The sequence below is a fragment of the uncultured Cellulomonas sp. genome (genome assembly GCF_963527515.1).
GTDB lineage: Bacteria > Actinomycetota > Actinomycetes > Actinomycetales > Cellulomonadaceae > Cellulomonas.
On the sequence record NZ_CAURTV010000008.1, the window covers coordinates 57570 to 80743 of the forward strand.

The window sequence follows — 23174 nt, forward strand, 5'->3', positions numbered from 1 at the left end:
CGACCGACGGACACCACCCGCAGGGGGTCCGTGCGGCTTCCCGGACTGCTCCGGGGCACGGCTCATCATGGCGGACGTCAACCGCCGGGGATCCACTGTACGCGACGACCGCCCGTGGGTCGAACCGTGGACCGGGGGCCGTCACGGCGCCATCCACCCACCGATATGGCCTCGCCGGTGGCGAGGTGACCTCTGCCACTATGGCCCCGTGACCGAGCAGACCTCCCCCCGTCCCCGCGTCTCCGCACGACTGGCCGCGATCGCCGAGTCGGCGACGCTCGCGGTGGATGCCAAGGCCAAGGCGCTCAAGGCCGCCGGGCGCCCCGTGATCGGCTTCGGCGCCGGCGAGCCCGACTTCCCCACCCCGGGCTACATCGTCGACTCGGCGATCGCCGCCGCGCAGGACCCCGTGAACCACCGGTACACCCCGGCCGCCGGCCTGCCGGCGCTGCGTGAGGCGATCGCCACCAAGACGCTGCGGGACTCCGGGTACGAGGTGAAGCCCTCGAGCGTGCTGGTGACCAACGGTGGGAAGCAGGCCGTCTACCAGTCGTTCGCGGCGATCGTCGACCCGGGCGACGAGGTGCTCCTGCCCGCGCCGTACTGGACCACCTACCCGGAGGCGATCCGGCTGGCCGGCGGCGTCCCGGTCGAGGTGTTCGCGGGGGTGGACCAGGGCTACCTGGTGACCGTCGAGCAGCTGGAGGCCGCGCGCACCCCGAAGACCAAGGTGCTGCTGTTCAACTCGCCCTCCAACCCGACCGGCGCGGTGTACTCCCCCGAGCAGACCGCCGCGATCGGCCGCTGGGCCCTGGAGCACGGCGTGTGGGTCATCACCGACGAGATCTACGAGCACCTCACGTACGACCACGCCGTGTTCACGCCGATCGTGCGGGTGGTGCCGGAGCTGGCGGAGACGACGATCGTGCTGAACGGCGTCGCCAAGACCTACGCGATGACCGGGTGGCGGGTCGGCTGGATGATCGGGCCCGCGGACGTCATCACCGCCGCCACCAACCTCCAGTCGCACCTCACGTCCAACGTCGCGAACATCTCCCAGCGGGCGGCGATCACCGCGCTGAGCGGCGACCTCGCGGCCGTCGAGGAGATGCGCACCGCGTTCGACCGGCGGCGCCGGACGATCGTCGAGATGCTGTCGCAGATCGACGGCGTGCGGATCCCCGCGCCCGAGGGCGCGTTCTACGTGTACCCGTCGGTCGAGGGGGTGCTGGGGCGCACGATCCGCGGCGTCACCCCGCGGACCTCCGCCGAGCTGGCGACGCTCATCCTCGAGCAGGCCGAGGTCGCGGTGGTACCGGGTGAGGCGTTCGGACCCAGCGGGTACCTGCGGCTGTCGTACGCGCTCAGCGACGCGGACCTGGTGGAGGGCGTCACCCGGATCCAGTCGCTCCTCGCCGAGGCCGAGTAGCGCGCCGTGCCGAACGCGGTCGAGGTCGTCGGCCTGCGCAAGGCCTACGGCGAGAAGCAGGCGGTCGACGGCCTCGACCTGCACGTCGCGCCCGGCGAGGTGGTGGCGATCCTCGGGCCCAACGGCGCGGGGAAGACCACGACCGTCGAGATCCTCGAGGGGTACCGGTCGCGGGACGGCGGAGACGTGCGGGTGCTCGGGCAGGACCCGCAGGACGGCGACCGGGCGTGGCGGTCGCGGCTCGGCATCGTCCTGCAGAGCAACAACGACCTGGCCGAGGCCACCGTCGCGGAGCTGGTCCACCACTTCGCGCGGTTCTTCCCCGACCCCCGGGACCCCGACGAGGTGATCGTCGCCGTGGGCCTGCAGGACAAGGTGCGGACCCGCGCGCGGCAGCTCTCGGGCGGGCAGCGGCGCCGGCTCGACGTGGCGCTCGGCATCGTCGGCCGGCCCGAGCTGCTGTTCCTCGACGAGCCGACCACCGGCTTCGACCCGCAGGCGAGGCGCTCGTTCTGGGACCTGGTCGAACAGCTCGCAGCGGACGGCACGACGATCCTGCTGACCACGCACTACCTGGAGGAGGCGGAGCGCCTGGCCGACCGGGTGGTCGTCGTGCGCGACGGGCAGGTGGTGGCCGAGGGGCCGCCGGCCGACCTCGGCGGACGGACCGCGCGCCAGGCGGTGGTGCGCTGGACGCAGGACGGTCAGGCGCGCGAGGTGCGGACCGACACCCCGACGCGGACGGTGGTCGAGCTGACCGAGGCGCTGGGCGGGGAAGTCCCCGGGCTGCAGGTGCTGCGACCCACGCTGGAGGACGTCTACGTGAGCCTCATCGACACGGTCGGCTCATGACCGACGTCGCCACGCGGACCCGGCTGCCCGGCGTCCTGCGCCTCGGTCTGGTCCGCACGGGGTACGAGGTGCGCACGTTCTTCCGCGAGCGCGACGCCGTGGTGTTCATCTTCGCGTACCCGGTGATCATGCTCGCGATCTTCGCGACGGTGTTCGGTCAGGACGACGCCCGCGTCGGTCCCGAGCCGGGGATCCCGTTCGCCCAGTACTTCCTGCCCGGGATGGTGGCCACGGGCGTGATGCTCTCGAGCTTCCAGCAGCTGGCGATCGCCATCGCGGTGGAGCGCGACGACGGCGGCCTCAAGCGGCTGCACGGGACGCCGCTGCCCCCGACCGCGTACTTCCTGGGCAAGACGGGCTCGGTGCTGGTGACGTCCCTGGTGCAGATCTCCCTGCTGCTGGCGGCGGCGGGCCTGGTCTTCGGGGTGGCCCTGCCGACGACCGCGACGGCCTGGCTCACGTTCGCCTGGGTGTTCGTGCTCGGGACCGCGACGGGGACGCTGTGCGGGGTGGCGTTCTCCTCGGTCCCCCGCTCGGGGAAGTCCGCCAGCGCCGTGGTGACGCCCGTCGTGCTGGTGCTCCAGTTCATCTCCGGCGTGTTCTTCGTGTTCACCGACCTGCCCACCTGGATGCAGCAGGTCGCGTCGGTCTTCCCGCTGAAGTGGATGGCGCAGGGCATGCGTTCCGTGTTCCTGCCGCCGGAGGCCGAGGCGTGGGAGGTCAGCGGCTCCTGGCAGCACGGTGGGACCGCCGCCGTCCTGCTGGTCTGGGCGGTCGCCGCGCTGGTGATCGGCGTGCGCACGTTCCGGTGGCAGCGGCGCGACGACGGCTGACCGGACGCCTGTCCGCACGGGTGGGTGCCGGACATACTTGCCTGCATGCCACGCAGCGCCGACCCTCGCGCCGAGGTCCCCGGCACCACGACGGGGTCGCTCCCCGCCTACCAGCGCACGCTCGCGCACCTCACCGTCCGCGCGCGGCTGCTCACAGCCGTGGTGCTGCTCTCCGCCCTCACGGTGATGATCGCCGGCGGCACCGCGTTCGCCCTGCAAGCGGCGGAGACCGACGACCGGATGGACAACTCCTTGGCCCGGGCCGTGGCGGCCCTGCGTAGCGTGCAGGCAAAGGAGGACCCTCTCACCAACCAGCCCTTCGCCAACGTGAGCGCTGTTCTCAAGCAGGGTGTCCGCAGTCGGGTGCCCGGCAAGAACGAAGGCATCGTCACGCTGATCGACGGCGACCCGAAGTGGGTGCCCGGAACGGAGACCCGCTCGGTCCGGCTCGAGCAGGACCTCGAGCTGGTCGAGGTCCTGGCCGGCCTCCCCACCGACAGCCCGTCCGTCCCCCGGACCGTCAGCACGTCGACCACCCGGTACCGCCTGATCGCCGTCCCGGTCCTGCTGCCGGGAGACCCGGGCACGGGGATGTTCGTCGTCGCCTTCGACCGGTCCGCCGAGATGTCCAGCCTGCGCAGGACGTTCCTCACCTACTCCGCGGTCGGGCTCGGCGCTCTGACCGTCATCGCGGTCGTCGCGTGGTTCGTGGTCGGACGCCTGCTGCGCCCCATCCGCCTCCTGCGCGAGACCACGCGCCGGATCACCGAGTCCGACCTGTCCGAGCGCATCACGGTGACCGGCAAGGACGACCTGTCCAACCTCGCGCGCACCGTGAACGCGATGCTGGACCGGCTCGAGCGGGCCTTCGGGTCGCAGCGAGAGCTCCTCGACGACGTGGGCCACGAGCTGCGGACCCCGCTGACCATCGTGCGCGGGCACCTGGAGCTCGTCGACGCCGACGACCCGGACGACGTCCGCACCACGCAGGCGCTCGCCCTCGACGAGCTCGACCGGATGCAGCGGCTCGTGGACGACCTGGTGACGCTGGCCACCGCTGACCGTCCGGACTTCGTCCGCATCGCCCCCACCGACGTCGGACGGCTCACGGACGACGTGCACGACAAGGCCCGCGGCCTGGGCGACCGGCGGTGGGTGGTCGCCGCGCGCGCGGACGTGACGGTGCACCTGGACGCCCAGCGCATCACGCAGGCCTGGCTGCAGCTCCTCGCCAACGCGTACCGGTACTCCGAGCCCGGCTCGACGGTGCGCATGGGCAGCGAGGTGGCAGACGGCCGGCTGCTGCTGTGGGTGCGCGACGAGGGGCCGGGCGTCCCGGCCGACGAGACGGACCGGATCTTCGAGCGCTTCCACCGCGGCCAGGCGGACCGTGTCCCCCACGGGGCGGGCCTCGGCCTGCCGATCGTCGCCGCGATCGCGCGGGCCCACCACGGCCGTGTGTTCGTGGAGCAACCACCGGCTAACGTCGGGCCCGGCGTGGTCTTCGTGCTGGACCTGCCCGCCGTCGACCTGGTGGACGGCGACCCCCGTCCCGTCACCGAGCTGGTGGAGTACCTATGACCCACATCCTCATCGCCGAGGACGAGGAACGCATCGCCGCGTTCGTCGCCAAGGGCCTGCGCGCCTCCGGCTTCGAGACGAGCGCGGTGACCTCCGGCGAGGAGGCTCTGACCCAGGTGCACGCGGGCGGCGTGGACCTGCTCATCCTCGACCTGGGGCTGGTGGACATCGACGGGTTCGAGGTGCTGCGCCGGCTGCGCGCGGCCGGCGAGACCGTCCCGGTCATCGTGCTGACCGCGCGCTCGTCCGTCACCGACACCGTCACGGGTCTGGAGTCCGGGGCCGACGACTACATGGCCAAGCCCTTCCGCTTCGAGGAGCTGCTGGCCCGGGTCCGTCTGCGCCTGCGCGCCCAGGGCGCTGCCGCCGGCGAGGCGTCGGTGCTCAGGCACGGCGCCCTCCAGCTGGACCTGCGTACGCGTCGCATGAAGGTGGGCACGCAGGAGGTGGACCTGTCGGCGCGGGAGTTCGCGCTGGCGGAGACGTTCCTGCGTCACCCCGGTGACGTGCTGACGCGCGAGCGGCTGCTGTCGGAGGTGTGGGGCTTCGACTTCGACCCCGGGTCCAACGTGGTCGACGTGTACGTGCGGTACCTGCGCCGCAAGGTCGGCGCCGAGCACTTCGACACCGTCCGAGGCGTCGGGTACCGGCTGATCGACGCGACGTCCCCGGCAGGCGTGTGAGCAGGGATCTGGCCCTCCTGCCGAAGGCCCACCTCCACCTGCACTTCACGGGCTCGATGCGGATCTCGACGCTGGCCGAGCTCGCGACGACCCACGGCATACGGCTCCCCGCCGCCCTGCTCGACACCGACCCCCTGCACGTGCCCGCGGACGAGCGGGGCTGGTTCCGGTTCCAGCGGCTCTACGACGCCGCCCGCGCCTGCGTCCGCGGGGAGGCGGACATGCGCCGGATCGTCGCGGAGGCCGCCCAGGACGACGCGGCCGAGGGATCCGGCCGGCTGGAGATCCAGGTGGACCCGACGTCGTACGCGCCGTTCGTCGGCGGCCTGACGCCCGCGCTGGAGATCGTGCTGGACGCGGCCCGGCAGGCCTCGCTCGACACCGGGGTGGACGTCGGGGTCGTCGTCGCGGCGTCGCGGATGCGCCACCCCCTGGAGGCGCGGACGCTCGCCCGGCTGGCGGCGCACCACGCGGGCGACGGTCCCGGCCAGGTGGTGGGGTTCGGGCTCTCCAACGACGAGCGCCGCGGGGAGACGTCCGAGTTCGCGCCCGCGTTCGCGATCGCCCGCCGGGCCGGGCTGGCCTCGGTGCCGCACGGTGGGGAGCTGCTCGGTCCCGCGCACGTCGAGGACCTGATCGGCCACCTGCGCCCGGACCGGCTCGGGCACGGCGTGCGGTCCGCCGAGGACCCGCGGGTGCTGGAGCGCGTGGTCGACGAGGGCGTCGCGCTGGAGGTGTGCCCCGCGTCGAACGTCTCGCTCGGCGTGTACGCGTCGGCCGCCGACGTCCCGCTGCGCGCGCTCGTCGAGGCAGGAGCCACGGTCGCTCTCGGTGCCGACGACCCGCTGCTGTTCCTCTCGCGGCTGGTGGACCAGTACGCGATCGCGCGGGACGTGCACGGGTTCTCCGACGAGGAGCTCGCGGGGCTCGCGCGGTCCTCCATCCGGGCCAGCCGCGCGGCCGCCGACGTCCGGGGTCGGCTGCTGGCGGGGGTGGACGCGTGGCTCGGCGCTTGACTCGCGTCAGTGCAGGCGTCATTGTATCAATCAGTTGATTGATTGATACAGAGAGGAACTCCGATGGCCGGGTTGTATCCGATAGCCGTGCTCCTGCTGCTCGGCGTGGCCGTCGGCGTGGCGCTGCGCCCCGTGCGCTCCCTGGGCCCGCTGAGCACGTCCGAGGCGTGGCTCGCGGCCGTGCGGCATGCCCGCCGGGTCGCCACCGTCGCCTGGACGGTGCTGCTCGGCACCCAGCTCGTGGCGCTGTTCGGCGCGTCCACGATCCTGCACGGCTTCGAGGTCGGCCTGATCCCGACATCGGCCGGGCTGGCATTCCTGGCGGTCCTGGCGGTGGGTGAGCTCACCTGGCCGCGTCCGACCGGCACGGTCCGGCGCGCACCGCTCGCCCGCCGCGGGCTGCGCGACCTCGCACCGGCGGGTCTGGTCCGGCTCGTCGCGTCGTGCACGGCTGCCCTGGGTGTCCTGCTCGTGGTGTGCGGGGTGGCCGCCGACGCCGACGGCCGCTCGCTGACCTGGCGGCTCTCCGAGAGTGCGTCCTCCGGCGCCGGCCCCTTCCCCGGGTGGTACTACGGGGTCCCGCTCGGGCTCGGTGCGCTCGTCGTGCTCGTCGCCGGCGTCGGGGTGCTCGCGCTCGTCGCGCGCCGCCCCGCGGTGAGCGACGCCGCGCCGAGCGACGACACCGCCCTGCGGCGGCTGTCCGCCCGGCGGCTCCTGGGCGGGGTCCAGCTGGTCCTGGCGTGGACGCTGGCCGGCTGCCTCTTCTACGCCGCCGACGCCCTGCGCAGGACCCAGGAGGGCCCGTTCGACGGCATCCAGCTGGGCAGCCCGGTGCTGGTCGGGCTCGCCATGGCCGGGATGTTCGCCGCACCCGTACTGGTCGTCGTCGGCGCCGTGGTGGCCTGGCGGTCCGCGGGGGCGCCACGCCGTGCCCACGAGTCCGCGGACCAGTCCGTCGAGTCCGCCGGTCGGCCGTCGACCCAGCCCCAGACGGCATGACCGCGCAGCTCGAGGTCGACCTGACCTCCGGTGTCCCCGCGTTCGAGCAGATCCGCGCGCAGGTCGTCGCGCACGTGGCCGCCGGGCGGCTCGTCGCGGGCGACCGCCTGCCGACCATCCGCGCGCTGGCCACGGACCTGGGGCTCGCCGCCGGCACCGTGGCGCGCGCGTTCCGCGAGCTGGAGGCCGACGGCGTCGTCGAGACGCGCCGCCGCGCGGGGACGGTGATCGCCGAGGGTGCCTCCGTGCCGACGGACCTCGCGCGCCGGGCCGCCGAGACGTACGTGACCGCGGTGCGGGCGGCCGGGCTGACCGACGACGAGGCGCTCGTGCTGGTGCACGGCGCCCTGCTCGGGCGGCAGGGCGGCACGCGTCAGAGCGTGACGCCCACCAGCACGGGCTCGGGCTCCAGCTCGACCCCGAAGGCCGACCGGACCCCGTCGCGCACCTGACGGGCCAGGGCCAGCAGGTCCTCGGCCTTCGCTCCCCCGCGGTTGGTCAGGGCGAGCGTGTGCTTGGTGGACAGGGTGGCGGGACCGGGCGCGCCGAACCCGCGCGAGAACCCCGACCGCTCGATCAGCCAGGCGGCACTCGTCTTGACGCGGTCACCCTCGGCCGGGAAGCGCGGGGCGTCGTCCGGCAGCGAGGCGGCCTGGGCCGGTCGGAGCAGCGGGTTGGTGAAGAACGAGCCCGCGCTCCACGTGTCGTGGTCCGCCGGGTCGAGGACCATCCCCTTGCGGGCGCGCAGGGCCAGCACGGTGTCGCGCACGTCCGCCAACGGAGCGCGGCCGCCCACCTCGACGCCCAGCGTGCGGGCCAGCTCGGCGTAGGCGATCGGGCGGGACAGCGAGCCGGGGCGGAGCTGGAACGTCACGTCGAGGACGACGTAGCGCGGGGTGGGCGACCAGGGCGCCTGCGGGTCGGCCGGGTCCGCCGCCCGCATCGAGCGCTTGAGCACGGACGTGCGGTAGCCGAACGCCAGCGTGACCAGCGGCAGCGTGCGGACCTTCTGCCGGCCGCGGTCCCACACCCGGACGGTGGCGATGCTCTGCGACACCTCCTGGCCGTACGCGCCGACGTTCTGCACCGGCGTCGCGCCCGTGGAGCCGGGGATGCCGGAGAGCGTCTCGATGCCCGTGAGCTCCTGCTCGACCGCGTAGCGGACGACGTCGTCCCAGGGGGTGCCGGCCGGCACCGTGAGAGTGGCGCCGGCGCAGGCCGAGGCGTCGGGCACCTCGATCCCGCTGCGCACGTCCCGGACCACGACCCCGTCGAACCCCGCGTCGGAGACGAGCAGGTTCGAGCCGCCGCCGAGCACGAGGAGCGGCTCGGAGCCGGCGTCGGCCGCGCGGACGGCGTCGATGAGGTCCGCCTCGGTGGTCGTCTCGACGTACCGCGTCGGCGCTCCCCCGACCCGCAGCGTCGTGAGGTCCGCCAGCGTCGACGAGGGGGTGCTGCGGGCCGGCCAGACGATCGCCGGGGGGACGGTCGCCGGCGAGCAGTCCGCCGTGCTCAGCTCGTTCTGCACCCCGTCAGGCTACGCGGTCCTTGCGCAGCGGCGCGGCGGCGTTGACCACGAGCAGACCCAGCACGATGGGCACGATGATGACCAGGAGCGCGTGCCGGTAGCCGACGTGCTGCGCGAGCAGGCCGAGCAGCGGAGGGCCGGCGAGGAACGCGCTGTAGCCGATGGTGGACACGACGCTGACGCGCTGTGCGGCCCTCAGCGGGTCGTCCGCCGCGGCGCTCATCCCCACCGGGAACCCGAGCGCGGCGCCCGCACCCCAGGCGACGATGCCCACGGCCGCGAGCCACAGCGGGCCGGCGAGCCCGAAGATGAGGAGCCCGACGAGCGACAGCGCGGCACACAGCCGCAGGACGGTCACGCGGCCGTACCGGTCCAGCATCGTCGTGCCGAACCAGCGCATGGCCGTCATCGCCGTGACGAAGACGGCGAACGCGACGGCACCCACGGCGTCCGGCACGTCGAAGCCGTCGACGACCGCGAGGCTGACCCAGTCGTTGGCGGAGCCCTCGGTGAGGGCAGCGGCCAGCACGACCAGCCCGATGAGCAGCGTCCGCGGCTCGAGCCAGGCGGCCAGCGCACCGCGCGCACCCTTCTCCGGGCGGTCGTCCGCGTGCCGGACCTCGGGCTCTCCCGCGGTGGGCAGGAACGTCCGGACGGCGACGGCGACGCCGATCACGGACAGCGCGACCGCGATCGGGATGTGCACGACGACCGGCACGTGCAGCCCGGCGGCGACCGCCGCGATCCCCGCGGCCGCGACCGTGCCGAACGAGAAGCCGGCGTGGTACCGCGGCATGACGGTCCGGCCGAGGTGCTGCTCGACGACGGCCCCCTCGACGTTCATCGACGCGTCCCAGACCCCGGTGCCGATCCCGAACAGGACCAGGCCCAGGCCGACGACGAGCACCTGGCCGAGCGCGACGCCGACGGCGGCGACGACGAGCCCCGAGGCGTTGAGGATCGCGAACGCCAGCACCGTGCGGCGGGCACCGAGGCGCTCGACGACCATCCCGGACAGCGGCAGCGAGACCAGGGAGCCCACCGAGCCGACCAGGAGCAGCAGACCCATCTGCGCGGGCGAGAAGTCGAGCCCGTCGCGGATGGCGGGCAGGCGCGCGGCCCAGCTGGCGAAGTTGAACCCGTTGAGGAAGAAGACGACGAACACGGCGACCGACGCCCGCTCGACCGCCCGCGCGGCCGCCACCGGCACCGAGGGTCGGGTCAGCTCGTCGTCGTGCCCTGCCGGCGTCGTCATCGGCCCTCCGGTGCTCATGAGTCCTGTCCGATCTTGCTGTGTCCCGTGGGTGCGGCGCGCGGGCTCGCCCGGATGCGCGCCGCGCATTGTGGATCGAATCGATTCGATCGTGCGTCGTCGCGGCCGGTCGAATCGATTTGAGGGAGGCGGCCATTCTGCGGGTACGCTGGCCGCTGCGTCAACCGTGCGCTCGCCCGCGCGCCGCGTGACCCCGGTCCGCGGCGCCGATCCGGAGGTCTGACCCCTGTCTCCGCAACGCCCCACCCTGGCCGACGTCGCCGCGGCAGCGCACGTGTCGGTGTCGACCGCCTCGCTCGCGTTCTCCGGCGCCGGACCGATCGCCGCCGCCACACGCCAGCGCGTGCTCGACGCGGCCGCCGCGCTGGACTACTCGGGCCCCAACCCGCTCGGGCGCCAGCTGCGCCGCGGCCGGTCCGGGATCGTGGGCGTCGTGGTGGGCGACTCGCTCGGCCGGTCGTTCCGCGACCCGGTCTCGATCCAGGTCCTCGACGGGCTGGTCAGCACGCTCGGCCCGCTCGACCTCGGCGTCCTGCTCATCCCCGGCTCGAGCGACCCGGCGGGACCGGCGGTGGACCCCCTGCTGGAGACCGCGGCGATGGACGTCGCCGTGATCATGTGGGGCGGCACCACGGACGACCCGATGCTCGGCGCGCTGCGGCGCCGCGGCACCCCCACCGTGCTCGTGGAAGGGCAGCCGCTGCCGGACGTGGCGTCGGTGGGCATCGACGACCGCGGCGGCATGAGGCAGGCGACGGAGCACCTGCTCGCGCTCGGCCACACGCGGATCGCCTCGGTGACGCTCCCCTTCGACCGCGCGCGCGGCGAGGGCCTGGTCACGCCCGACCAGATGGGTCACCTCAACTGGGAGATCACGCGGCGCCGCCTGTCCGGCGTCACCGACGCGGGGGTCACCCCCGTGGCGATCTGGGAGACGCCGGCGTCGCTGGTGGAGCACGGGCGCACCGCAGGCACAGCCCTGCTCTCCGGTCCGGACCGGCCGACCGCCATCGCGTGCCAGTCCGACCTGCTGGCCTCCGGGGTGGTGCTCGGCGCGCGGGAGCTCGGGCTGCGCGTGCCGCAGGACGTGTCGGTCAGCGGCTTCGACGGGCTCGACCTGCCCTGGCTGGCGCCGGACGTGCTGACCACGGTGGTGCAGCCGCTCGCACAGAAGGGTGCCGCCGTCGGGCACGCCGTGGCGGCCTTCCTGGCCGGCGAGGGACCGTCGCGGTGCGAGCTGCCGGTGACGCTGCGGATCGGCACGACGACCGGGCCGGCGCCGGACGTCAGCTGAGGCGGACGACCGCCTGGGCCTTGCCGAGCACGCGGACGCCGTCGACGGAGACCGTCAGGTCGATGCGCGCGGTACCCGCCTCGGGGTCGAGCGCACCGACGATCGCGCGCACCTCGACGGTCGCGGCTCCGGGGTCGGGCACCGGGACGGGCCGCGTGAACCGGACCTGGTAGTCGAGCACCGCGCCGGGGTCCCCGATCCAGTCGGCGACCACGCTGGACGCGGCGCCCATGGTCCACATGCCGTGCGCGATGACGCCGGGCAGACCCACGGACGTGGCGACGCGGTCGTTCCAGTGGATCGGGTTGAAGTCGCCGCTGGCGCCGGCGTACCGGACCAGCCGCGCGCGGTCGACGGTGATCTCGCGGCGGGCGACCTCGTCGCCGACGGTCAGGGCGTCGGTCATGCGTCCTCCCCGCGGACGGCCAGCGTGGAGATGACCGTGCTGACGGGTTCACCGTCCTGCGCGGAGATCTCCGCGCGCGTGGTGATCATGGCCAGTCCGGCGCGCACGGTGATCGAGTCCACGTGCAGCACCGTGACCAGCCGGTCGCCCGCGTGGATGGGCCGGTGGTGCGTGAACCGCTCGTCGGCGTGCACGACGCGGCTGAAGTCGATCCCCGCGGCGGGGTCCTCGAACAGCTGGGCCTCGGCCCGCTGCGCCACCACGACGGCGAACGTCGGCGGCGCGATCACGTCGGGATACCCGAGCGCGTGCGCCACCGACGGATCCGTGTGGGCTGCGTGGGAGGCGCCGACCGCGTCGGCGAACTCCTGGAGCTTCTGGCGGCCTACCTCGTAGGCAGCGGTCGGCGGGTACTGACGACCCGCGTACCCGACGTCGACCGGCATCGGGACGAGGTCAGCGGGTCTCGCGGTGCAGGGTGTGACGGTTGTCGCGGGGGCAGAACTTCTTCATCTCGAGACGGTCGGGGTCGTTCCGACGGTTCTTCTTCGTGATGTAGTTCCGCTCCTTGCACTCTGTGCAGGCGAGCGTGATCTTCGGGCGGACGTCCGAGCTCTTGGCCATGGTCTTGTCACCTCTCGCACCCGTACGGGTACCGCGTTCTCGTCGTTGTGCGCCGGCCGACGCACTGTTGTGTCACTGGCGGTAGCGGGAGCGGGACTCGAACCCGCGACACCACGATTATGAGCCGTGTGCTCTAACCACCTGAGCTACCCCGCCATGTCGATGCGCCCGGAGCGGTGCCGCGCAATCACGGCACTTCCTTCGAACACACCACAGAGCCCCGAAAGGGAATCGAACCCTTGACCTTCTCCTTACCATGGAGACGCTCTGCCGACTGAGCTATCGGGGCAGCGCGAGCAAGGTTACACGGGCCGTGGCGTGCTCGCGAAATCGGCCCCTCGGAGGCCTCCGCGCGGGCACTGCCTAATCGATTCACTCGTGGTCCCCTCGCTGCCCCCCGTGCCACGATCCGGCCCATGCGCCAGCCCCGACGCAGCACCGCTGCTGCCCTCCTGCTCAGTGCCACCCTCCTGCTCGGCACCGCCGCGTGCACGGGAGACGACCCCGCGGACACGCCGGACGAGGCCTCGCCCGCCGACGCGACCGCCCCCACCTGGCCGACCGCGATCGACCCCACCGCCACGGCGGAGCCGTTCTGGGTGGTCTGGACCGACGTCGTCCAGACGGGCGAGGGCGACACGACGACGCTGCAGCCGACCATCGACTCCCTGTCCGCGCTCGGCTACCCGACCCTGCCGTTCGACCCGGCGTGCCAGAGCGGCGCCGAGGAGCAGCTGGCCGGGCTCACCGGGTTCGCCGACCCGCTCGGCGTCGGCATCGCGTTCGCCTCGGCGCAGGACGCCGGGATGTTCGACACGCTGTACGAGGGCACGACGGTCTCGCTGACGGAGGGCACCTACACCTGCGCCGGCTGATCAGCCCCGCACGGCGAGCGCGAACGGCAGCACGTCCGTCGCACCCGCGCGGCGCAGCTCGCGGGCGGCCACGGTCATGGTCCAGCGGCTGTCCACGAGGTCGTCGACCAGGAGCACCGGCCCCACCGGCAGCGTGAGCGCCGAGGCGTCGAACCGACCCCAGACCCCCGCCAGGCGGAACGCACTGTTCCCTCCGGGCTGGCCGGTCGGCCCGCCGTCCCGGAGCTCCAGGGCACCCGCGTACGGCAGCCGGCCGATCTCGGCGAGGCCCCGGGCGAGCGAGTCGACCAGCAGCGGTCGCCGGCGCGACGGCAGGGCGACGACCGCCGTCGGGCGCTCGTCCCAGCCCCACTCGGCCAGCACGCGGACGCACCCGGCGAGCATCGCGGGAGTCAGGGGTGCATCGGTGGCGCCCGCCGCGAAGACGTCTCGCAGGGCGTTACCCCAGCCGAGGTCGGTCAGCCGGGCGAGCGCACGCCCCTCGGTCGCCCGCTCCTCGGCGGCGATCTTGCCGCGCACCGGCAGGCCGAGGCGGTCCGCACCCGTCGGCCACTGCGCCCTCGGCTCGACCGGGACTCCCACCCGGTCGAGCGAGCGCTCGGCGGAGGCCGCGGCCCCCTGCCCGACCTCCTGCGGGTACCAGGCTCCCGCGCAGGAGTCGCAGCGCCCGCACGGGGCCGCCGTCTCGTCGTCCAGGCTGCGCTGCAGGAACTCCATGCGGCAGCCGTCCGTGCGCTCGTACTCGAGCATGTGCTCCTGCTCGGCCTGGCGCGCGGCGGCGATGCGCGCGTACCGCTCGGCGTCGTAGGTCCACGGCTCGCCCGTGGCCACCCACCCGCCCTGGACCCGGCGCACCGCCCCGTCGACGTCGAGGACCTTGAGCAGCAGCTCCAACGGGGTCCGGCGGATGTCGACGCGCGCCTCCAGGGCGGGCGTCGACAGCGGGCGGTCCGACAGCTCGGCGATGACGCGCTGCGCCCGGTCCTCGTCGGGCATCGAGGCCGTCGCGAAGTACTGCCAGATGTCGCGGTCCTCGGGCCCGGGCAGCAGCAGCACGTCGGCGCTCGCCGTGGCGCGGCCGGCGCGGCCCACCTGCTGGTAGTAGGAGACCGGCGACGACGGGGCACCCAGGTGCAGCACGAACCCGAGGTCGGGCTTGTCGAAGCCCATGCCCAGCGCGCTCGTCGCGACGAGGGCCTTGACGCGGTTGGCCTTGAGCGCCTCCTCGGCGTCCTCGCGCTCGCCCGGGTCGGTCTGGCCCGTGTAGGCGCGCACGTCGTGGCCGGCCTCGCGCAGCAGCCGGGCGGTGTCCTGCGCGGCGGCGACCGTGAGCGTGTAGATGATGCCGGAGCCCGGGAGGTCGGCCAGGTGGCTCAGCAGCCAGCCCAGCCGGGCCTTCGCCGAGGGCAGCCGCAGCACCCCGAGCCGCAGGGAGGCGCGGGCGAGCGGGCCGCGGATGGTCAGGACGCCGTCCGTCCCGCCGGTGCCGAGCTGCTCGACGACGTCCGCGACGACCCGGCTGTTGGCGGTCGCCGTCGTGGCCAGCACGGGGACGCCCGCGGGCATCGTCGCGATCAGGTCCCGCAGGCGCCGGTAGTCCGGGCGGAAGTCGTGGCCCCAGTCGCTGATGCAGTGCGCCTCGTCGACCACCAGCAGCCCGAGGCGCCGCACCAGCGCGGGGAGCTGGTTCTCGCGGAACGCGGGGTTGTTGAGCCGCTCCGGGGAGACCAGGAGCACGTCGACCTCGTCGGCCGCGAGCCGGGCCAGCAGCTCGTCCCACTCGTGCGCGTTGGTCGAGTTGATGGCCACCGCGCGCACCCCCGCCCGCTCGGCGGCGGCCACCTGGTCACGCATGAGGGCCAGCAGCGGGGAGACCAGCACGGTCGGACCGGCACCACGCTGACGCAGCAGCATCGTCGCGACGAAGTACACCGCCGACTTGCCCCACCCGGTGCGCTGCACGACGAGCGCCCGGCGCTGGTCGTCGACCAGGGTCTCGATGGCCTCGAACTGGCCCTCGTGGAAGTCGGCGGTCGGGTTGCCGACGAGTCGGCGCAGCACGTCGAGGGCGGCGTCACGGGTGGTCTGGGGCACGCGCCCACCCTGCCAGCAGTCGCCCACACCAACGACACGACCCCGGGCCGCAGGCGGTCCGGGGTCGTGGTCACAACGTGGCGGGTGAGGGATTCGAACCCCCGTAGGCGTTGCCAGCTGATTTACAGTCAGCCCCCTTTGGCCACTCGGGTAACCCGCCGGGGATGCCCGCCGAACGAGAGGACGCCCCAGGGGCGAACGCGCGTGCAGCGTGCGGGTGGAAGGATAGCAACACCCGGGCGGTGCTAGCGAAACAGGACGCACCGGCCCCAGCGACCAGCCCCTATGACAGGGCAGCAGGAGGAGAACCATGGCGAGCGAAGCCTCGTTCGACGTCGTCAGCAAGGTCGACCGCCAGGAGGTCGACAACGCCCTCAACCAGGCCGCCAAGGAGATCGCCCAGCGGTACGACTTCAAGGGCGTCGGGGCGTCGATCGCCTGGAGCGGCGAGAAGATCCTCATGATCGCCAACTCCTCCGAGCGGGTGCTGGCCGTGCTGGACGTGTTCCAGACCAAGCTCATCCGCCGCGGCATCTCGCTGAAGTCCCTGGACACCGGCGGCGACGACGGCCCCGAGCCCAAGCCCTCCGGCAAGGAGTACCGCCTCGAGGCCCTCATCAAGGAGGGTCTGAGCAGCGAGACCGCCAAGAAGGTGGCCAAGATCGTCCGCGACGAGGGACCCAAGGGCATCAAGACGCAGATCCAGGGCGACGAGCTGCGGGTCACGGGCAAGAGCCGCGACGACCTGCAGGCCGTGATCGCGCTGCTCAAGGGCGCCGACGTCGACGCCGACCTGCAGTTCACCAACTACCGCTGAGCCTCAGTAGCGGGAGATCCCGTCCTGCGGGCCTGCCTGGGCCTGCAGGCGGGCGATCCGCTCGGCCATCGGCGGGTGCGTCGAGAACAGCGAGCGCACCCCGGCACCGCGGAACGGGTTCGCGATCATCAGGTGTGACACGTCGACGAGCCGGCGGTCCTGCGGGAGCGGCCGCGCCTGGGTGCCCTGCTCGAGCTTGCGCAGGGCCGAGGCCAGCGCCAGCGGGTCGCCCGTGAGCCGGGCCCCGTCCTCGTCGGCGTCGAACTCGCGCGTGCGGCTGATCGCCAGCTGGATGACGGTGGCGGCCAGCGGCGCGAGCAGGGCGAGCAGCAGGCCGGCGATCGGGTTGCCGCCGCGGTCGCGGTCGCTGCCCCCGCCGAAGAAGAGCGCGAACTGCGCGAGCGACGTGATCACGCCCGCGACGGCCGCGGCGACCGACGACGTGAGGATGTCGCGGTTGTAGACGTGCATCAGCTCGTGGCCGAGCACGCCCCGCAGCTCGCGCTCGTCGAGGAGCTGCAGGATGCCGTCGGTGCAGCAGACGGCGGCGTTCTGCGGGTTGCGGCCGGTGGCGAACGCGTTGGGTGCAGCGGTCGGAGAGATGTACAGGCGCGGCATCGGCTGGCGGGCGGCGGTGGAGAGCTCGCGCACGATCCGGTACATGGCGGGCTGCTCGATCTCGCTGACCGGCCGGGCGCGCATGGCGCGGATGGCGATCTTGTCGGAGTTCCAGTAGCTGTACGCCGTCATCACGAGGCCGAGCGCGGTGAACAGGAGGAGGAACCGCGACGTGCCGCCCCCGAGCAGCCAGCCGATGCCCAGGAGCACCGCCCACATGGCGCCGAAGAGCGCCGCCGTCTTCACGCCGTTGAAGTGCTGGTGACCCATCTCTGCCGCTCTCTCTCCTCGTGCTGGTGCATCCGTGGAACGCGTGCCGCCACCTGCAGGTTCCCTCGTATCCTGGCGCGACGACCCCCGACACCCCGGAGACCGCCGTGCGCACAGCCCGCTGGACCACCCTCGCCGCCGTGACCGCCCTGGCGCTCGCCGCGTGCGCACCCACCGACGACTCCGCCGGGGGCTCCCCCAGCGCGTCCGACGGCTCGCTCGCCACGGTCACCGAGGGCGTCCTCACCATCGCCACCTCAGACCCGGCCTACGAGCCCTGGGTGGTCGGCAGCGACCCCACCACGGGCGAGGGCTTCGAGTCCGCGGTGGCCTACGCGGTCGCCGCCGAGCTCGGGTTCGACGAGGAGCACGTCGAGTGGACCGTCGCCAGCTTCGACCAGATCATCGCGCCGGGCGCCAAGGGCTTCGACTTCGCGGTGAACCAGGTCTCGATCAGCGACGAGCGCAGGGCCAACCTGGACTTCTCCTCGCCGTACTACACGACCTCGCAGGCCGTCGTGACGCTCGAGGGGTCGGCCGCCGCCGGCGCCACGACGCTCGCCGAGCTCCAGTCGCTGCGAATCGGGGCCATGGTGGGCACGACGAGCCTCACCGCCGCGCAGGCGACCATCGACCCGAGCACGCCGGTCTCTCCGTTCAACGACAACGACCAGGTCAAGCAGGCCCTCACGTCCGGGCTGGTGGACGCGATCGTCGTCGACCTGCCGACCGCGCTGTACATCACCGCGGCCGAGCTGGACGGCGGGGTCCTGCTCGGTCAGCTGCCGGACAGCGCCGGCGGGGACCAGTTCGGCCTCGTGCTGGACAAGGGCAGCGCACTCACGGCACCGGTCACCGCGGCGGTCGACGCGCTGCGTGAGGACGGCACGCTTGCCGACCTCGAGGCGGAGTGGCTCACCGACGCCGCGGGTGCCCCGGTCCTGCAGTGAGCTGGGTGGCCTCGCCGCGCCAGCAGGAGCGGGACGCCTACCGCCGCAGCCGTGCGCGGCGCTCGACCGCGGTCGCGGCGGTGTCCACCGTCGCGCTCGTGGCGGTCGCCGTCCTGGCGCTCGTCTCCTCCCCCGGCTGGCCGCGGGTCAAGGCGTCGTTCTTCGACTGGGGCGTCGCGGCCTCGTCGCTGCCCGCCATCCTCGAAGGCCTCTGGCTGAACGTGCGGGTCATGGTGGTCAGCGCGGTGCTCATCGTGGTCGTCGCGATGGCCCTGGCGCTGGCCCGCACCCTGCGCGGCCCGGTGTTCTTCCCCCTGCGCGCGCTGGCCACCGGCTACGTCGACGTGTTCCGCGGCCTGCCGCTCATCCTCGTGCTCCTGCTGGTGGGGTTCGGGCTGCCCGGGCTGCGGCTGCAGGGCATCCCGACGTCGGCGGTCGCGCTCGGCACGCTCGCGCTGGTGCTCACGTACTCCGCGTACGTCGCCGAGGTGTTCCGCGCGGGCATCGAGTCCGTGCACCCGTCGCAGGTGGCCGCGGCCCGCTCGCTGGGTCTGACCCGAGCGCAGGCCATGCGCCACGTGGTGCTCCCCCAAGCGGTCCGGCGGGTGATCCCGCCGCTGCTGAACGACCTGGTGGCCCTGTCCAAGGACTCCGGGCTCATCTCCATCCTCGGCGCGATCGACGCGGTCCGCGCGGCGCAGATCGAGACCGCGCGCTACGCCAACTTCACGCCCTACGTGGTGGCCGGGGTGCTGTTCGTGGCGCTCACCATCCCGCTGACCCGGTTCACCGACGTGCTCGCGCGACGCTCCGGCTGGGTCGGTGCGCAGGGCGCGCTGGCCGGCGGCGGGGCGCTGCGATGAGCCCCGGCCGCCTGCGCGACCCGTCGCTGCCCCTGCCTGCACGCCCCCTGCTGTCCGTGCGCGGGGTGCGCAAGGCCTTCGGCGACCACGTGGTCCTCGACGACCTCTCGCTCGACGTGCACGCGCACCGGGTCGTCGTGCTCATCGGCGCGTCCGGCTCCGGCAAGTCGACGCTGCTGCGGTGCATCGACCTGCTCGAGGACGTCGACGACGGCGTGATCGAGCTGGAGGGGCAGGACATCACCGACCCGCGCCTGGACGCCAACGCGGTCCGGGCCCGGATCGGCATGGTGTTCCAGGCCTACAACCTCTTCCCGCACCTGCGGGTGATCGACAACGTGACGCTGGCGCCGCGGCTGGTGCACAAGGCATCACGCGAGCAGGCCGAGGCCGAGGCGATGGCGGTGCTCGAGCGCGTGGGGCTGGCCGGCAAGGCGCGGGCGTTCCCCGACGAGCTGTCGGGCGGCCAGCAGCAGCGCGTCGCGATCGCCCGGGCCCTCGTCGGCAAGCCGGCCGTGATGCTCCTCGACGAGGTCACCAGCGCGCTCGACCCCGAGCTGGTGGGCGAGGTGCTGGCGCTGCTGGCCGAGCTCAAGCAGACCGGGCTGACGATGGTCGTCGCCACCCACGAGATGGGCTTCGCCCGCGAGGTGGCCGACGAGGTCTGCTTCCTGCACGAGGGCCGGGTGCACGAGCGCGGCACGCCCGCGCAGGTGCTCGGCAACCCCCGCGAGGACCGCACGCGCGAGTTCCTCCGCCGCATCACCGGCCCGTAGCGTCCGAGGAAGTGCGCGCTGGAGCAGCCACTTCCTCGGACGCTGGCTCAGGAGCGGCCCAGGGAGACGTTCACCATCTCGTCGCGCGGGACCAGCTTGACGCGCGCGCGGCCGTGCGGCTCGCCCAGCGAGCGCTCGTACGCGTCCAGCAGCTCCCAGCCCTGCCACGTGATGACGTCGACGCCGCGACCGTGCAGGAACTCGGTGACGGCCTCGGGGTCGCGGTCGGTGGCGGTGTAGAACGCGTCGCCGCCCTCGGCCACGTCCTCGCCCAGGTGGCGGATCGTCTCCGACGCGTCGGACTTGGTGTGCCCGATGAGGCCGACGGGGCCCCGCTTGATCCAGCCGGTCGCGTAGACGCCCGGCAGGTGCTCGCCGTCGACGTCGACCACGCGACCCTCGCGGTTCGGGATCACGCCCGCGACGTCGTCGAACGGGATGTCCACCAGTGGCGAGCCGAAGTAGCCGACCGCGCGGTACACGGCCTGCACCGGCCAGTCGTGGAACTGTCCCGTGCCGGTGACGTTGCCGTCGCCGTTCAGGGCGGTGCGCTCGGTGCGGACACCGACCACGTGACCGTCCTCGCCCAGGATCTCGACCGGCTTGTGCAGGAAGTGCAGGTGGATGCGCCGGCTCGCGGTGTTCTCCTCCGGCTCCTTCAGGGTCCAGTCCGTGAGGGTCTTGACCACCTGCTTGGTCTGGTTCGAGGAGTGAATGGCGGCCATCGAGCCCTCGTCGAAGTCGAAGTCCTCCGGGTACACGATGACGTCGACGTCCGGGACGTGGCCCAGCTCGCGCAGCTCCAGCGGGGAGAACTTGACCTGTGCGGGACCGCGGCGCGCGAACACGTGCACGTCCGTGACCGGCGAGGCCTTGAGGGTCTGGTAGACGTTGTCCGGCAGCTCGGTGGGCAGCAGGTCGTCGGCGTGCTTGGCCAGGATGCGCGCCACATCGAGCGCCACGTTGCCCGCCCCGAGGACGGCGACGTGCTGGGCGTCCAGCGGCCAGGTGCGCGGGACGTCCGGGTGGCCGTCGTACCAGGACACGAAGTCGGCGGCGCCGAAGGAGCCCTCGAGGTCGATGCCGGGAACCGCCAGGGAGGCGTCGCGGATGGAGCCCGTGGAGAAGATGACGGCGTCGTAGAACTGCCGCAGGTCGTCCAGCTTGAGGTCGGTGCCGTAGTCCACGTTGGCCAGCAGGCGGATGTCGCCGCGGCCGAGCACGTTCTGCAGCGCGACGATGATCTGCTTGATGCGCGGGTGGTCCGGCGCGACGCCGTAGCGCACGAGGCCGAACGGCGCGGGCAGGCGCTCGAAGAGGTCGATGCTGACGTCGAGGTCGGTCTTCGACAGGATGTCGGCGGCGTAGATGCCGGCCGGGCCAGCGCCGACGACGGCCACTCGCAGTGTCGGGGTGCTCACGGGACGCGGGTGCCTTCCGATCAGGGGAGCCCTGCGGGACGCCTTCGGGCGCGACCGACGGCGCGGTGCAGGGCTGTGCTCGGGGCCAGTGTAGGACCGCCGGTGAGGCACGCCTTGGTCGGCTGCCAGCATCTGGACAGCCGTGAGACGGGCGAAGGGGTGGCGCCGCACACCTCCACGCGCTCGACGCCACCCCCGTCCGGAGGGCCCGGGCGCCGCCCCGTCACAGGAGGACGGCGCCCGGACCGGCTCAGCTGCGCCAGGTGTCGGTCAGGGTGAGCACCCCGCCGGCCGGCACGGTCGCGGTGCGGTTCGCCCCGGACTCCCAGGTGACTGCGCCGTTCGACTCCTTGCGCACGTACTTGTACTGGACGACGGTGCCCGCCGGCAGCGTCAGCGAAGCCCGCCACACCGGATAGGTCGCCGACGAGAGCGCGACGGCGCTCGCCGGGTTCCAGCCGCCCAGCTCCGCGCGGTCGCCGACGACGAAGACGTTCTGGCCCCAGGACGTCGTGGCGTTGACGCCGAAGGAGATCTGCGACGTCGTCGGCGTGGGCGTCGCCGTCCCGCCGGCCTGCTGCCCGACGTGCACGGCGACGGAGCCGTTGGCCGGGACCGTGAACGACGCGGAGCCGCCGGGCGCCACCGTGACCGTGGTGCCCGAGCACCCGCCGCTGGTCGATGCACCGCTGATCACGTCGCAGTACCGGCCGGCGGGCAGGGAGGTCTGGAAGGTGCGCTGCAGCGCGGAGCCGTTGCGGTTGATCGCCACGTACCCGAGCGACCCGCGCCCGTACGCCAGCCGGCCACCGTCGCTCCAGACGTTCGTCAACGCCGCCGTGCCGACGGCGTTGCGGAAGCCGACCATGTGCGCGGTCTCGTTCCAGCGGTGCGCGCAGGTCCAGGTGCCCTGCCCGCAGACGGCGTCGTCGACCTTGCCGTTGCTCTGCTGCGGCGCCCCGGCGTCGTTGGCGCTGAACGCGTAGCCGGAGTAGACCGTGGGCCAGCCGTACGGGTAGCTGAGCGCGAACACGTTGGCCAGGCGGTAGTCCGAGCCGTTCTTGTAGCTCAGGGTCTCGCCGTTGCGCTCGGTGTCGTGGTTGTCGACGAACACCGCGGCGCGGTCGGTGGGCAGCAGCCAGGACTGGTCCTTGAGCCCGCCGAGCGAGGTCAGGTTGCCGCTCTGGAACACCGACTTGATGTTGCGGGAGTAGTTGAACTCGTTGGAGTCACCGGAGCCGAAGTACTCGGCGGGCTGGATCGGCTCGCCGCCGCCCGCGATCACCTCGTGCTCGATGTACACGCTCTGGTCGGTGAGCTTGCCCTTGATCGCCTCGAGGTCGACCGCGGCGATGTGCTTGGAGGCGTCGACCCGGAAGCCGCGGACACCCAGCGAGATGAGGTCGTTGAGGTAGGCAGCGATCTCTGAGCGGACGTAGTCGCTGCCCGTGTCGAGGTCCTGCAATCCGACCAGCCGGCAGCTCTGCACCTGGTAGCGGTCGCCGTAGTTGCTGATGTTCGTCCTGCAGGCGTGGAAGTCCTGGGGACCGTAGCCGCCCTCGGGTCCGGGGTAGCGCTCCTCGGAGTACGCGGTCCCCGCCCACCCGGTGCCGGCGCTGGTCTGTCCGGACATGTGGTTGACGACGACGTCCGTGATGACCGAGACACCCGCCGTCCGGCACGTGTCGATCATGGCCTTGTACTCGGCGCGGGTGCCCAGCTTGGACGCCACCTTGTAGCTGACCGGCTGGTACGAGGTCCACCACTGGCCGGCGAGCACCACGTGCTCGTTGGGGGGCGACGTCTGGACGAAGCCGTAGCCGGCCGGACCCAGCTGGGTGGTGCACTCGCGGGCGATGGCGTTCCAGGTCCACTGGAACAGGTTGGCGGCGGGGCGCATGGTCGCCGGGGCGGCTGCGGCGGGCCGGGCCGTGGCGAGGCCTGCGGCGGTCAGCCCGGCGAGGGCCAGGAC

General features: G+C 73.1%; 23 protein-coding genes and 3 tRNA genes. 14 read left to right on the forward strand and 12 right to left on the reverse strand.

All coding sequences use genetic code 11. From position 1 onward, the window contains the following. Positions 1-208: 208 nt before the first annotated feature. The 8 genes from RYN42_RS04260 (at position 209) to RYN42_RS04295 (ending at position 7845) form a co-directional block, all read left to right on the forward strand. A complete protein-coding gene (locus RYN42_RS04260; protein ID WP_315094027.1) occupies positions 209-1429 on the forward strand; it encodes a pyridoxal phosphate-dependent aminotransferase in 1221 nt (406 codons plus the stop codon). Positions 1430-1435: 6 nt separating this feature from the next. Further along, complete coding sequence (locus tag RYN42_RS04265) at positions 1436-2281, forward strand: ABC transporter ATP-binding protein (protein WP_315094028.1); 846 nt, start codon at positions 1436-1438, stop codon at positions 2279-2281. After that, a complete protein-coding gene (locus RYN42_RS04270; RefSeq protein WP_315094029.1) occupies positions 2278-3114 on the forward strand; it encodes an ABC transporter permease in 837 nt (278 codons plus the stop codon). Before RYN42_RS04265 ends, RYN42_RS04270 begins: the two co-directional genes overlap by 4 nt. Positions 3115-3159: 45 nt before the next feature. Further along, a complete protein-coding gene (locus tag RYN42_RS04275) occupies positions 3160-4695 on the forward strand; it encodes a HAMP domain-containing sensor histidine kinase (protein WP_315094031.1) in 1536 nt (511 codons plus the stop codon). Further along, positions 4692-5378, forward strand: a complete 687-nt coding sequence (locus tag RYN42_RS04280) for a response regulator transcription factor (RefSeq protein WP_315094032.1) — start codon at positions 4692-4694, stop codon at positions 5376-5378. Before RYN42_RS04275 ends, RYN42_RS04280 begins: the two co-directional genes overlap by 4 nt. Continuing rightward, positions 5375-6394, forward strand: a complete 1020-nt coding sequence (locus RYN42_RS04285) for an adenosine deaminase (protein WP_315094033.1) — start codon at positions 5375-5377, stop codon at positions 6392-6394. The genes RYN42_RS04280 and RYN42_RS04285 overlap by 4 nt, the downstream gene beginning before the upstream one ends. Before the next feature lie 63 nt (positions 6395-6457). Then, positions 6458-7393 (forward strand): hypothetical protein, encoded by a 936-nt coding sequence (locus RYN42_RS04290; protein ID WP_315094034.1) that lies wholly within the window; start codon positions 6458-6460, stop codon positions 7391-7393. After that, positions 7390-7845 carry a GntR family transcriptional regulator gene (locus RYN42_RS04295; protein ID WP_315094036.1) on the forward strand — a complete coding sequence of 152 codons (456 nt, stop codon included), beginning with the start codon at positions 7390-7392 and terminating at the stop codon, positions 7843-7845. The genes RYN42_RS04290 and RYN42_RS04295 overlap by 4 nt, the downstream gene beginning before the upstream one ends. Here RYN42_RS04295 and RYN42_RS04300 read toward each other — a convergent pair. Together RYN42_RS04300 and RYN42_RS04305 are read right to left on the reverse strand one after the other, a co-directional pair. Beyond that, complete coding sequence (locus RYN42_RS04300; RefSeq protein WP_315094060.1) at positions 7767-8867, reverse strand: UDP-N-acetylmuramate dehydrogenase; 1101 nt, start codon at positions 8865-8867, stop codon at positions 7767-7769. The two genes, RYN42_RS04295 and RYN42_RS04300, sit on opposite strands and share 79 nt — an antisense overlap. A 58-nt stretch (positions 8868-8925) precedes the next feature. Then, the gene (locus tag RYN42_RS04305) at positions 8926-10176 is read right to left on the reverse strand and encodes an MFS transporter (RefSeq protein WP_315094038.1); all 1251 of its coding nucleotides are present in this window, start codon (positions 10174-10176) and stop codon (positions 8926-8928) included. A 244-nt stretch (positions 10177-10420) separates the two neighbouring features. On the opposite strand from RYN42_RS04305, the gene RYN42_RS04310 reads away from it, so the two are divergent. Continuing rightward, complete coding sequence (locus RYN42_RS04310) at positions 10421-11488, forward strand: LacI family DNA-binding transcriptional regulator (RefSeq protein WP_315094061.1); 1068 nt, start codon at positions 10421-10423, stop codon at positions 11486-11488. Here the strand turns inward: RYN42_RS04310 and RYN42_RS04315 are convergent. From RYN42_RS04315 to RYN42_RS04335, 5 genes are all read right to left on the reverse strand, one after another. Further along, a complete protein-coding gene (locus RYN42_RS04315; RefSeq protein ID WP_315094039.1) occupies positions 11481-11894 on the reverse strand; it encodes a MaoC family dehydratase in 414 nt (137 codons plus the stop codon). The genes RYN42_RS04310 and RYN42_RS04315 overlap by 8 nt on opposite strands. Next, the gene (locus RYN42_RS04320; protein ID WP_315094041.1) at positions 11891-12340 is read right to left on the reverse strand and encodes a MaoC family dehydratase N-terminal domain-containing protein; all 450 of its coding nucleotides are present in this window, start codon (positions 12338-12340) and stop codon (positions 11891-11893) included. The genes RYN42_RS04315 and RYN42_RS04320 overlap by 4 nt, the downstream gene beginning before the upstream one ends. A 10-nt stretch (positions 12341-12350) precedes the next feature. Then, complete coding sequence (rpmG, locus tag RYN42_RS04325) at positions 12351-12518, reverse strand: 50S ribosomal protein L33 (RefSeq protein WP_315094042.1); 168 nt, start codon at positions 12516-12518, stop codon at positions 12351-12353. An 82-nt stretch (positions 12519-12600) separates the two neighbouring features. Beyond that, positions 12601-12674: transfer RNA gene (locus RYN42_RS04330), tRNA-Met, on the reverse strand. 60 nt (positions 12675-12734) lie between these two features. Further along, positions 12735-12807, reverse strand: a tRNA-Thr gene (locus RYN42_RS04335). 127 nt (positions 12808-12934) lie between these two features. Here RYN42_RS04335 and RYN42_RS04340 point away from each other — a divergent pair. Next, complete coding sequence (locus RYN42_RS04340; protein WP_315094043.1) at positions 12935-13393, forward strand: hypothetical protein; 459 nt, start codon at positions 12935-12937, stop codon at positions 13391-13393. Here the strand turns inward: RYN42_RS04340 and RYN42_RS04345 are convergent, their stop codons facing one another. Then, complete coding sequence (locus RYN42_RS04345; RefSeq protein WP_315094045.1) at positions 13394-15487, reverse strand: DEAD/DEAH box helicase; 2094 nt, start codon at positions 15485-15487, stop codon at positions 13394-13396. 78 nt (positions 15488-15565) lie between these two features. Further along, positions 15566-15647 (reverse strand) — tRNA-Tyr (locus RYN42_RS04350). Positions 15648-15797: 150 nt separating this feature from the next. Between RYN42_RS04350 and RYN42_RS04355 the strand changes: the two genes are divergently transcribed. Beyond that, positions 15798-16304 carry a YajQ family cyclic di-GMP-binding protein gene (locus RYN42_RS04355; RefSeq protein WP_315094047.1) on the forward strand — a complete coding sequence of 169 codons (507 nt, stop codon included), beginning with the start codon at positions 15798-15800 and terminating at the stop codon, positions 16302-16304. A gap of 3 nt (positions 16305-16307) precedes the next feature. Here RYN42_RS04355 and htpX read toward each other — a convergent pair whose 3' ends face one another. Continuing rightward, positions 16308-17192 carry a zinc metalloprotease HtpX gene (htpX, locus tag RYN42_RS04360; RefSeq protein ID WP_315094049.1) on the reverse strand — a complete coding sequence of 295 codons (885 nt, stop codon included), beginning with the start codon at positions 17190-17192 and terminating at the stop codon, positions 16308-16310. A 107-nt stretch (positions 17193-17299) separates the two neighbouring features. Here htpX and RYN42_RS04365 point away from each other — a divergent pair, with 107 nt between their 5' ends. Genes RYN42_RS04365 through RYN42_RS04375 form a run of 3 tightly spaced genes read left to right on the forward strand, consistent with a single transcriptional unit; the run spans position 17300 to position 19781 of the window. Beyond that, complete coding sequence (locus RYN42_RS04365; RefSeq protein WP_315094051.1) at positions 17300-18142, forward strand: ABC transporter substrate-binding protein; 843 nt, start codon at positions 17300-17302, stop codon at positions 18140-18142. Continuing rightward, positions 18139-19005 (forward strand): amino acid ABC transporter permease, encoded by an 867-nt coding sequence (locus tag RYN42_RS04370; protein WP_315094053.1) that lies wholly within the window; start codon positions 18139-18141, stop codon positions 19003-19005. The genes RYN42_RS04365 and RYN42_RS04370 overlap by 4 nt, the downstream gene beginning before the upstream one ends. Then, complete coding sequence (locus tag RYN42_RS04375) at positions 19002-19781, forward strand: amino acid ABC transporter ATP-binding protein (RefSeq protein ID WP_315094055.1); 780 nt, start codon at positions 19002-19004, stop codon at positions 19779-19781. Before RYN42_RS04370 ends, RYN42_RS04375 begins: the two co-directional genes overlap by 4 nt. 47 nt (positions 19782-19828) lie before the next feature. On the opposite strand, the gene RYN42_RS04380 is transcribed toward RYN42_RS04375, so the two are convergent. After that, on the reverse strand, positions 19829-21202 hold the full coding sequence (locus RYN42_RS04380; RefSeq protein WP_315094057.1) for an FAD-dependent oxidoreductase: 1374 nt from the start codon (positions 21200-21202) through the stop codon (positions 19829-19831). A 250-nt stretch (positions 21203-21452) separates the two neighbouring features. Further along, positions 21453-23174: carbohydrate-binding module family 20 domain-containing protein (locus RYN42_RS04385; RefSeq protein WP_315094059.1), on the reverse strand; the 1722-nt coding region annotated here is incomplete at its 5' end.

Excerpts from the sequence above, each read along its gene's own strand:
- RYN42_RS04375 (WP_315094055.1), top strand. The coding sequence starts at position 19,002 with ATGAGCCCCGGCCGCCTGCGCGACCCGTCGCTGCCCCTGCCTGCACGC.
- RYN42_RS04305 (WP_315094038.1), bottom strand. The coding sequence starts at position 10,176 with ATGACGACGCCGGCAGGGCACGACGACGAGCTGACCCGACCCTCGGTG.
- RYN42_RS04315 (WP_315094039.1), bottom strand. The coding sequence starts at position 11,894 with ATGACCGACGCCCTGACCGTCGGCGACGAGGTCGCCCGCCGCGAGATC.
- RYN42_RS04295 (WP_315094036.1), top strand. The coding sequence starts at position 7,390 with ATGACCGCGCAGCTCGAGGTCGACCTGACCTCCGGTGTCCCCGCGTTC.
- RYN42_RS04290 (WP_315094034.1), top strand. The coding sequence starts at position 6,458 with ATGGCCGGGTTGTATCCGATAGCCGTGCTCCTGCTGCTCGGCGTGGCC.
- RYN42_RS04355 (WP_315094047.1), top strand. The coding sequence starts at position 15,798 with ATGGCGAGCGAAGCCTCGTTCGACGTCGTCAGCAAGGTCGACCGCCAG.
- RYN42_RS04270 (WP_315094029.1), top strand. The coding sequence starts at position 2,278 with ATGACCGACGTCGCCACGCGGACCCGGCTGCCCGGCGTCCTGCGCCTC.
- RYN42_RS04280 (WP_315094032.1), top strand. The coding sequence starts at position 4,692 with ATGACCCACATCCTCATCGCCGAGGACGAGGAACGCATCGCCGCGTTC.
- RYN42_RS04320 (WP_315094041.1), bottom strand. The coding sequence starts at position 12,340 with ATGCCGGTCGACGTCGGGTACGCGGGTCGTCAGTACCCGCCGACCGCT.
- htpX (WP_315094049.1), bottom strand. The coding sequence starts at position 17,192 with ATGGGTCACCAGCACTTCAACGGCGTGAAGACGGCGGCGCTCTTCGGC.
- RYN42_RS04340 (WP_315094043.1), top strand. The coding sequence starts at position 12,935 with ATGCGCCAGCCCCGACGCAGCACCGCTGCTGCCCTCCTGCTCAGTGCC.
- rpmG (WP_315094042.1), bottom strand. The coding sequence starts at position 12,518 with ATGGCCAAGAGCTCGGACGTCCGCCCGAAGATCACGCTCGCCTGCACA.
- RYN42_RS04275 (WP_315094031.1), top strand. The coding sequence starts at position 3,160 with ATGCCACGCAGCGCCGACCCTCGCGCCGAGGTCCCCGGCACCACGACG.